General features: G+C 69.0%; 8 protein-coding genes. All 8 read left to right on the top strand.

Going from position 1 to position 9,691, the window contains the following annotated elements; translation table 11 throughout:
• A partial coding sequence (locus VGD93_RS13035; protein ID WP_395012588.1) for an aldehyde dehydrogenase family protein occupies positions 1–1,348 on the top strand: 1,348 nt, incomplete at its 5' end.
• Positions 1,349–1,430: 82 nt separating this feature from the next.
• Positions 1,431–2,678, top strand: a complete 1,248-nt coding sequence (locus VGD93_RS13030; protein WP_395012587.1) for an ABC transporter substrate-binding protein — start codon at positions 1,431–1,433, stop codon at positions 2,676–2,678.
• Between the two features lie 109 nt (positions 2,679–2,787).
• Positions 2,788–3,666, top strand: a complete 879-nt coding sequence (locus tag VGD93_RS13025; RefSeq protein WP_395012586.1) for a carbohydrate ABC transporter permease — start codon at positions 2,788–2,790, stop codon at positions 3,664–3,666.
• Positions 3,666–4,547, top strand: a complete 882-nt coding sequence (locus VGD93_RS13020; protein WP_395012585.1) for a carbohydrate ABC transporter permease — start codon at positions 3,666–3,668, stop codon at positions 4,545–4,547. Before VGD93_RS13025 ends, VGD93_RS13020 begins: the two co-directional genes overlap by 1 nt.
• A 4-nt stretch (positions 4,548–4,551) precedes the next feature.
• Positions 4,552–5,667 (top strand): ABC transporter ATP-binding protein, encoded by a 1,116-nt coding sequence (locus VGD93_RS13015; protein ID WP_395012584.1) that lies wholly within the window; start codon positions 4,552–4,554, stop codon positions 5,665–5,667.
• A gap of 4 nt (positions 5,668–5,671) precedes the next feature.
• Entirely contained in the window at positions 5,672–7,183 is a 1,512-nt protein-coding gene (locus tag VGD93_RS13010; RefSeq protein WP_395012583.1) for an FAD-dependent oxidoreductase, read from the top strand.
• Entirely contained in the window at positions 7,180–7,959 is a 780-nt protein-coding gene (locus VGD93_RS13005) for a 3-ketoacyl-ACP reductase (RefSeq protein WP_395012582.1), read from the top strand. The genes VGD93_RS13010 and VGD93_RS13005 overlap by 4 nt, the downstream gene beginning before the upstream one ends.
• Positions 7,960–7,976: 17 nt before the next feature.
• A complete protein-coding gene (locus VGD93_RS13000) occupies positions 7,977–9,626 on the top strand; it encodes a GMC family oxidoreductase (protein ID WP_395012581.1) in 1,650 nt (549 codons plus the stop codon).
• Positions 9,627–9,691 lie beyond the last annotated feature (65 nt).

The following is a 9,691-nucleotide window of genomic DNA, read 5'->3' as shown; positions in this document are numbered from 1 at the left end:
GGCCGATGCCGAGCGCGCCGTGGCCGCCGCCCGCCGCGCCTTCGACGCGGGCCCGTGGCCGCGCCTGACCGGAGCCGAACGGTCGCGCGTGCTGCTCCGGGCCGCCGACCTCATCGAGGCGCGCCAGGACGAGCTGGCGCGGCTCGATACGCTCGAATCGGGCAAGCCCATCACCCAGGCGAAAGGCGAGATCGCGGGCAGCGCCGACCTCTGGCGCTACGCCGCGGCGCTCGCCCGCGACCTGCACGGGGAGAGCTACAACACGCTGGGCGACGCCACGCTCGGCGTGGTGCTGCGCGAGCCGATCGGGGTGGTGGCGATCATCACGCCGTGGAACTTCCCGTTCCTGATCGTCAGCCAGAAGCTGCCCTTCGCGCTCGCCGCCGGCTGCACCGCCGTGGTCAAGCCGTCCGAGCTGACCTCGGCCTCCACCCTGGTGCTCGGCGAGATCCTGATGGAAGCGGGCCTGCCGGCCGGCGTCGTCAACATCGTCGTCGGCACCGGCGCCGAAGTCGGCGCCGCGCTCACCACGCATGCGGACGTCGACATGATCTCCTTCACCGGCTCCACCGGGGTGGGACGGCTGACCATGGCCAACGCCGCGCAGACGCTCAAGAAGGTGTCGCTGGAACTGGGCGGCAAGAACCCGCAGATCGTCTTCCCGGATGCCGACCTCGAGGCCTTCGTCGACGCCGCCGTGTTCGGCGCCTGGTTCAATGCCGGCGAGTGCTGCAACGCCGGCAGCCGGCTGATCCTGCACCGCGCCATCGCCGCGGACGTCGTCGCGCGCATCAACGAGGTGTCGAAGACGGTGCGCGTCGGCGACCCGCTCGACCCGGCGACCCAGGTCGGCGCCATCATCACCGCGCAGCATCTCGACAAGATCGAAGGCTATGTCAGGGGCGCCGCCGCCGGCGGCGCCGAAGTCGCGCTCGGCGGCGAGGCGCTCGACCTCGGCAGCGGCCAGTTCATGGCGCCCACCATCCTCACCGGCGTGCGGCCGGAGATGGCGGTGGCACGCGAGGAGGTGTTCGGGCCGGTGCTGTCGGTGCTTACCTTCGCCGAGCGCGAGGAGGCCATTCGCATCGCCAACGCCATCGACTACGGCCTGTCGGCCAGCGTGTGGAGCGCCAGCATGGACGACTGCCTCGCCGTCGGCCGCCGCGTGCGCGCCGGCACCATCTGGATGAACACCTTCATGGACGGCGCCGCCGAATTGCCGTTCGGCGGCTACAAGCAGTCCGGGCTCGGCCGCGAGCTCGGACGGCACGCCGTCGAGGACTACACCGAGACCAAGACGCTCAACATGCACCTGGGGCCGCGCACGGCCTGGTGGATGCCGCGCTAGACTACCGGCCGGGGCATCCCGGCCGGAGGAGAAGGCGGGGCACGAGCCTCGCCCCCGCAACTTGCCAAACGGGAGGATACCAATGAGCAAGTTCCTGACGACCACCGCCGTAGCGGCCATCCTGGCCGCCTCGCTCGGCGGCGCCCACGCCCAGGAGAGCGTGGAAGTCCTGCACTGGTGGACATCGGGCGGCGAAGCCGCGGCCCTCGACGTCCTCAAGAAGGACCTCGAGTCCAAGGGCATCGCCTGGCAGGACATGCCCGTCGCCGGCGGCGGCGGCACCGAGGCCATGACGGTGCTGCGCGCCCGCGTCACCGCCGGCAATGCCCCCACCGCCGTGCAGATGCTCGGCTTCGACATCCTCGACTGGGCCAAGGAGGGGGCGCTCGGTAATCTCGACGAGATCGCCAATGCCGAGGGCTGGGACAAGGTCATCCCGACGGCGCTGCAGCAGTTCTCCAAGTATGACGGGCACTGGATCGCCGCCCCGGTCAACGTCCACTCGACCAACTGGCTGTGGATCAACAAGGCCGCGCTCGATGCCGCCGGCGGCAAGGAGCCGACCAACTGGGACGAGCTGGTGGCGCTGCTCGAGGCCTTCAAGGCGCAGGGCATCACCCCGGTCGCCCATGGCGGCCAGGCCTGGCAGGACGCGACCATCTTCGACGGCATCACGCTGTCGCTGGGCACCGACTTCTACAAGGCGGCCTTCATCGACCTCGACCCGGCGGCGCTGGGCAGCGACAAGATGAAGGAGGCCTTCGACCGCATGAGCGTCATCCGCTCCTATGTCGACGACAACTTCTCCGGGCGCGACTGGAACCTCGCCTCGGCGATGGTGATCGAAGGCAAGGCCGGCGTGCAGTTCATGGGCGACTGGGCCAAGGGCGAGTTCATCAAGGCCGGCAAGACGCCGGGCACCGACTTCGTGTGCATGCGCTTCCCCGGCACCCAGGGTGCGGTGACGTTCAACTCCGACCAGTTCGCCATGTTCAACGTCTCCGCCGACAAGAAGGCGGCGCAGCTGCAGATGGCCTCGTCCATCGAGAGCCCGGTCTTCCAGTCGGCCTTCAACGTGGTCAAGGGCTCGGCCCCGGCGCGCACCGACGTGCCGGATACCGATTTCGACGCCTGCGGCAAGAAGGCCATCGCCGACCTCGCCGAAGCCAATGCCAACGGCACGCTGTTCGGCTCGATGGCGCACGGCCACGCCAACCCGGCGGCGGTCAAGAACGCCATCTACGACGTCGTCACCCGCCAGTTCAACGGCGAGCTGACCTCGGAAGAGGCGGTGCAGGAACTCGTCGCGGCCGTGGCCGCGGTGCAGTAAGCGAAAATGCGGGGCGGCCCACGGGCCGCCTCGCGCCTTCCGGCCACGCCTTCGCCGCCGCCAGGCGGTGCGGCGGCGTGCCCGGGCCGTCCCAGGGGGAGATCAGGCAGTGAGCGTCAAGCAGCAAGCGCAGGCGTGGTTGCCACGGCTCGTCGTCAGCCCCAGCGTGTTTCTGGTGCTGGTGTTCGTCTACGGCTTCATCGTCTATACCGGCTATTTGTCGATGACCGACAGCAAGATGCTGCCGTCCTACAACTGGGTCGGCCTCGAGAATTACGGCAAGCTGTTCGCGCTGCCGCACTGGAACCGCTCGCTCAGCAACCTCGCCATCTTCGCCACGCTCTACATCGCCATCTCGACGGCGATCGGGCTCTTGCTGGCCATCCTGCTCGACCAGAAGATCCGCGCCGAAGGGGCGCTGCGCCCGATCTACCTGTATCCGATGGCGCTGTCCTTCATCGTCACCGGCACCGCCTGGAAGTGGTTCCTCGATCCCGGCATCGGGCTCGAGAACACCATGCACCTGTGGGGCTGGGAGAGCTTCTCGTTCAACTGGATCAAGGATTCCAACCTCGCCATCTACACGGTGGTGCTGGCCGCCGTCTGGCAGTCCGCCGGCTTCGTCATGGCGATGTTCCTCGCCGGCCTCAGGGGCGTCGACAACGAGGTCATCAAGGCGGCCCAGATCGACGGCGCCTCCACGGTCACCATCTACCGCCGCATCATCATCCCGCTGATGCGCCCGGTGTTCCTGTCCGCCTTCGTCGTGCTCGCCCACCTCGCCATCAAGGCCTACGACCTCGTCATCGCATTGACCGGCGGCGGCCCCGGCCAGGCGACGCAATTGCCCGCCACCTTCATGTATTCCTACACCTTCACCCGCAACCTCATGGGCATCGGCGCCTCCTCGGCCATCATCATGCTGGTGATGATCTTCTCGATCATCATCCCCTACCTCTACACCGAGCTGCGCGGGGGGAAGCGCTGATGCACCCGACCGCCCCCGCCAATGCCATCGCCGCGGGCAAGCTGACGCGCGCCCTCATCTATGCGGCGCTGCTGCTGTTCGCCGTCTTCTTCCTGCTGCCGCTCTACGTGATGGTGGTCAATTCCCTCAAGCCGCTCGAGGAAATCCGCCAGGGCGGCATGCTGAACCTGCCCGGCACCTGGACCATCGAGCCCTGGCTGTCGGCCTGGTCGACGGCACAGATCGGCGTCGAGCCGACCGGGCTCAGGCCCTACTTCATCAACTCGGTGCTGATGGTGGTGCCGGCCGTCGTCATCTCCACCGTCCTCGGCGCGCTCAACGGCTACGTGCTGACCAAGTGGCAGTTCCCCGGCCACCGCCTCGTCTTCGGCATGCTGCTGCTGGCCTGCTTCATCCCGTTCCAGATCGTCCTCATCCCGATGGCGCGGGTGCTCGGCATCCTCGGGCTGGCCGGCACCACCTGGGGGCTGGTGCTGGTGCACGTGGTCTACGGACTGGGCTTCACCACGCTCTATTTCCGCAACTACTACGAGGCCTTCCCCACCGAACTGGTGCGCGCCGCGCAGATCGACGGAGCGCGCTTCTTCCAGATCTTCTGGCGCATCATGCTGCCCTCCTCGGGGCCGATCATCGTCGTCTCGGTGATCTGGCAGTTCACCAATATCTGGAACGACTTCCTGTTCGGCGCCTCGTTCTCAGACGTGACCTCGACGCCGATGACGGTGGCGCTCAACAACCTCGTCAGCTCCTCCACCGGGGTCAAGGAATACAACGTTCACTTCGCCGGGGCGATCCTCGCCGCCCTGCCTACGCTCATCGTCTACATCGTCTCGGGCCGCTACTTCGTGCGCGGGCTGATGTCCGGCGCCGTGAAGGGATAAGCCAATGTCGTTTCTCGCCATCAAGCACCTGCACAAGTCCTACGGCCAGGTCGCCATCCTCAAGGACATCAACCTCGAGATCGAACAGGGCGGCTTCCTCGTGCTGGTCGGACCGTCGGGCTGCGGCAAGTCCACGCTGCTCAACACCATCGCCGGGCTCGAGCCGATCACCGCAGGCGACATCGAGATCGCCGGCCGCTCGGTGGGCGGCCTGCACCCCTCGGCGCGCGACATCGCCATGGTGTTCCAGTCCTACGCGCTCTATCCGAACATGACCGTGCGCGGCAACATCTCGTTCGGCATGGAGGTGCGCAAGGTGCCCAGGCCCGAGCGCGACAAGGCCGTCAAGGAAGTCGCCGAGATCCTGCAGATCGACCATCTGCTCGACCGCAAGCCGAGCCAGTTGTCGGGCGGCCAGCGCCAGCGCGTCGCCATGGGGCGGGCGCTGGTGCGCAACCCGCAGGTGTTCCTGTTCGACGAGCCGCTTTCCAACCTCGACGCCAAGCTCCGGGTCGACATGCGCACCGAGATCAAGCGGCTGCACCAGCGGCTGGGCACCACCATCGTCTACGTCACCCACGACCAGATCGAAGCGATGACTCTGGCGACCAAGATCGCCGTGCTCAAGGACGGGACGCTGCAGCAGTTCGGCACGCCGGCCGAGATCTACAACAGCCCGGCCAACATGTTCGTCGCCGATTTCATGGGCTCGCCGGCGATGAACCTCCTGCACGCCCGCATCGAAACCGACGGCGGCGACGCCGCCATCGTGCTCGACCGCCCGGATGGCGAACCGGTGCGGCTCGCCCTCGGCGGACGCGCCAACGGGCTGGCCGCCTATGGCGGCAAGCAGGTGATGTTCGGCATCCGCCCCGAGGCGCTGACCGACCATGACGGCGCCGACCGCACGGCGCGGCACGTGGTCGAGGCCGAATGCCTGATCGAGGTGGTGGAGCCGGCCGGCTCCGACACCTTTGCCGTAACCAAGCTCGGCGGCAAGGAAGTGATCGCGCGACTGCGCGCCGACGCGGCGGTTTCGGCCGGCCAGCACGCCCGGCTCGCCTTCAACCTCGACAAGGCCGTGTTCTTCGACGCGCAGAGCCAGCAGCGGATCGCCTGAGCCGATGCTCCCCACCAGCCCCGACATCGTCATCGTCGGCTCCGGCATCGGCGGCGCCACAATCGCCGCCGGGCTGGCCCCCTCGGGCGCCGCCATCCTCATTCTCGAGGCTGGGGAGCGGCTGGCGGATCGGCCCGAGAACCGCGACCAGCGCGCCATCTTCCAGCGCGGCTTCTTCCGGCCGCAGGAGACCTGGTTCGACGCCCAAGGCGCCGGCTTCAACCCGGGCAACTACTACTATGTCGGCGGCAACTCCAAATTCTACGGCGCCGTGCTGACCCGCTTCCGCCGCGAGGATTTCGGCGCCCTCGAGCACCGGGGCGGCGTCTCCCCGGCCTGGCCGTTCCCCTATGAGGAACTGGAGCCGTGGTACGGCAGGGCGGAGGCGCTGTACGAGGTGCGCGGCGCGCTCGGCGGCGACCCGACCGAGCCGCCGCATTCGCAGGGCTACCCGCATCCGCCGGTGCCCGACGAGCCGGCGGTGGCGCAAATCGGCGAGAAGCTGAAGCGCCAGGGCCTGCACCCTGCCCCGCTGCCGCTGGGGCTCGACCTCGACCGCTGGCTGGCGCGGGGGCGGACGCCGTGGGACGCCCATCCCAACAGCAATGACGGCAAGATGGACGCGGAGACGGCAGCGCTGGCCGCGGCGCTCGTACATCCCAACGTCCGCCTCGAAACCGGCGCCAGGGTCACCGGGCTCGACACCGCCGGCGATGGCAGCCGCATCACGGGGGTGCGCTACACGCAGCACGGAGAAGCCCGATCCATGCATCCCCGGCTGGTCATCCTGGCCGCCGGGGCGGTGCAGTCGGCGGTGCTGCTGCTCGCTTCCGCCAACGGCGCCAATCCCGGCGGGCTCGCCAACCGCTCCGGCCAGGTCGGGCGCAATTTCATGAACCACAACGCCTCGGCGGTGATCGCCGTGGCCCCGTGGTTCCGCAACGACGCGGTCTACCAGAAGACCTTCGGCTTCAACGATTTCTACCTGTCGGACGGCGAGGGCGGGCTGCCGCTCGGCAACGTGCAGCTGCTCGGGCGGGTGTCGGGCGCCATCCTCAAGTCCAGCCTCGGGCTGGTGCCCGAAGCGCTGCTCGACCACGTGTCGCGGCACGGCATCGACTTCTACGCCATGAGCGAGGACCTGCCGGTGCCCGAGAGCCGCGTGCGCCTTGATGGCAAGCGCATCGTGCTCGAATGGCAGCGCACCAACTGGGAGGCGCATCTGGGGCTGGTGCGCAAGCTCAGGCAGGTGCTGCGCCGCGCCGGCTTCCCGCTGATCCTCGCCAAGCCCTTCGACAAGCGCACCCCCTCGCACCAGTGCGGCACCGTGCGCATGGGCAGCGACCCGGCGACGGCGCCGCTCGATCCATATTGCCGGGCCTTCGACCACCCCAACCTGTTCGTCGTCGATGCCGGCTTCCTGCCCTCGTCGGCCGCGGTCAACCCGGCGCTGACCATCGCGGCGCAGGCGCTGCGCGTCGCCGACCACATCACGCGCCAGGAGCTTGCGGCATGACGGCGAGGACGCGCCCAGTGGCCATCGTCACCGGCGGCCGGAAAGGCATCGGGCTCGGCATCGCCCGCGCCCTCGCCCGCGCCGGCTTCGATCTCGCCCTCACCGGCCTGCCCGGCGACGACGACGGGGCTGACGCAGTGCTGACCGGGCTGCGCGCGGAGGGCGGCGAGGCGATCTATCTTGCCGCCGACCTCGCCGACCTGTCCGGTCACGCCGCGACCGTCGCCGCTGTCACGGGACGCTTCGGCGGCATCGACTGCCTCGTCAACAATGCCGGCATGGCCTCGGTCAGGCGTGGCGATTTCCTCGAACTCGAGCCTGGGCATTTCGATGCCATTGTCGGCACCAACCTGCGCGGCACGGTGTTCTTCACCCAGGCGGTGCTGCGGGCGATGCTGGCCGACAGCAACGCGCGCCATGCGCGCGCGGTGGTCAACATCACCTCGGTGTCGGCGACGATGGCCTCGCCCGAGCGCATCGACTACTGCCTGACCAAGGCGGGCCTCGCCGCCTTCTCGCAGGCGCTGGCGCTGCGCCTTGCGGAAAGCGGCATCTCCGTCTTCGAGGTGCGTCCCGGCATCATCCGCTCCGACATGACCGCCCCCGGCGCCCCCCGCTACGACGCCCTGATCGCGGAAGGCCTCGTGCCAATGAAGCGCTGGGGCGAGCCCGCCGATGTCGGCGAGATCGTCGCGGCCCTGGCCGGCGGCCGCTTCGCCTTCGCCACCGGCTCGGTGATCAACGCCGATGGCGGCCTCGCCATCGCCCGGCTCTGACCGCGATGAGTAAACCCATGACCTACGACTATGTCATCACCGGCGCCGGCCCGGCCGGCTGCGTGCTCGCCAACCGGCTGAGCGAGGACCCCGATGTCTCCGTGCTGCTGCTCGAGGCCGGCGGCGGCGACTGGCACCCGCTGTTCCACATGCCGGCCGGCTTCGCCAAGATGACCAAGGGCGTCGCCAGCTGGGGCTGGTCGACGGTGCCGCAGCGACACATGCGGGACCGCGTCCTGCGCTTCACCCAGGCCAAGGTGCTGGGCGGCGGCTCGACCATCAACGCCCAGCTCTATACCCGCGGCAACGCCGCCGACTACGACCTGTGGGCCGCCGAGGAGGGCTGCACCGGCTGGGACTATCGCAGCGTCCTGCCCTATTTCAAGCGGGCCGAGGACAACCAGCGCTTCGCCGACGACTACCATGCCTATGGCGGCCCGCTCGGGGTCTCCATGCCGGTTTCGGCGCTGCCCATCTGCGACGCCTATATCCGGGCCGGGCAGGAACTTGGCATCCCCTACAATCCCGATTTCAACGGCCGCGAGCAGGCCGGGGTCGGCTTCTACCAGTTGACGCAGCGCAACCGCCGCCGCTCCTCGGCGTCGATGGCCTATCTGGCACCGATCCGCGGGCGCAGGAACCTCACCGTACGCACCGGCGCCTTCGTCACCCGCATCGTGCTCGAGGGCGGCCGCGCCATCGGCGTCGAGATCGCCAGCGGCCGGAGCCTCGAAACCGTCCGCGCGACGCGCGACGTCATCGTCTCGTCCGGCGCCATGGGCTCGCCCAAGCTGCTGCTGCAGTCGGGGATCGGGCCGGCCGAACACCTGCGCGCGGTCGGCGTTCCGGTGCAGCACGACCTGCCCGGGGTCGGCGAGAATTTGCAGGACCACCTCGACCTGTTCGTCATCGCCGAATGCACCGGCGACCACACCTACGACAACGTCGCCAAGCTCCACCGCACGCTGTGGGCCGGGATCCAGTACGTCCTTTTCCGTACCGGGCCGGTCGCCTCCTCGCTGTTCGAGACGGGCGGCTTCTGGTACGCCGACGCCGCTTCGCGCACGCCCGACATCCAGTTCCATCTCGGGCTCGGCTCCGGCATCGAGGCCGGCGTCGCGCGGCTGAAGCATGCCGGCGTCACCCTCAACTCCGCCTATCTGCACCCGCGCTCGCGCGGCACCGTGCGCCTCGCCTCGGCCGATCCCGCGGCGGCGCCGCTGCTCGATCCCAATTACTGGAGCGATCCGCACGACCTGAGGATGTCGATCGAAGGGCTGAAGCTCGCTCGCGAAATCATGCGCCAGGACGCGCTCAAGCCCTACGTGCTGGCCGAGCGCCTGCCCGGCCCCGAGCGCATGACCGACGAGGAGCTGTTCGAATACGGCTGCGCCAACGCCAAGACCGACCACCACCCGGTCGGCACCTGCAAGATGGGCACCGACGCCATGGCAGTGGTCGACCTCGACCTCAAGGTGCGCGGGCTCGAGGGCCTGCGCGTGTGCGACAGCTCGATCATGCCGCGCATCCCCTCGTGCAACACCAACGCTCCCACCATCATGGTGGGCGAAAAGGGCGCCGACATCATCCGCGGCCGCACGCCGCTGCCGCCGCAGGTGTTCCGCGGTAATCTCGGCCAGGCCCCCGGCGTGCGGCCGCTGCCATGATGCCGGCCGCCGACGCCCGCGCCCTGCTCGCCGAGCTGTTCCAGGTCGCCGTCGCGGCGGCGCAC

It is taken from the genome of Devosia sp. (assembly GCF_036406155.1).
GTDB lineage: Bacteria > Pseudomonadota > Alphaproteobacteria > Rhizobiales > Devosiaceae > Devosia_A.
This window is presented reverse-complemented; position numbering and strand designations above follow the sequence as displayed.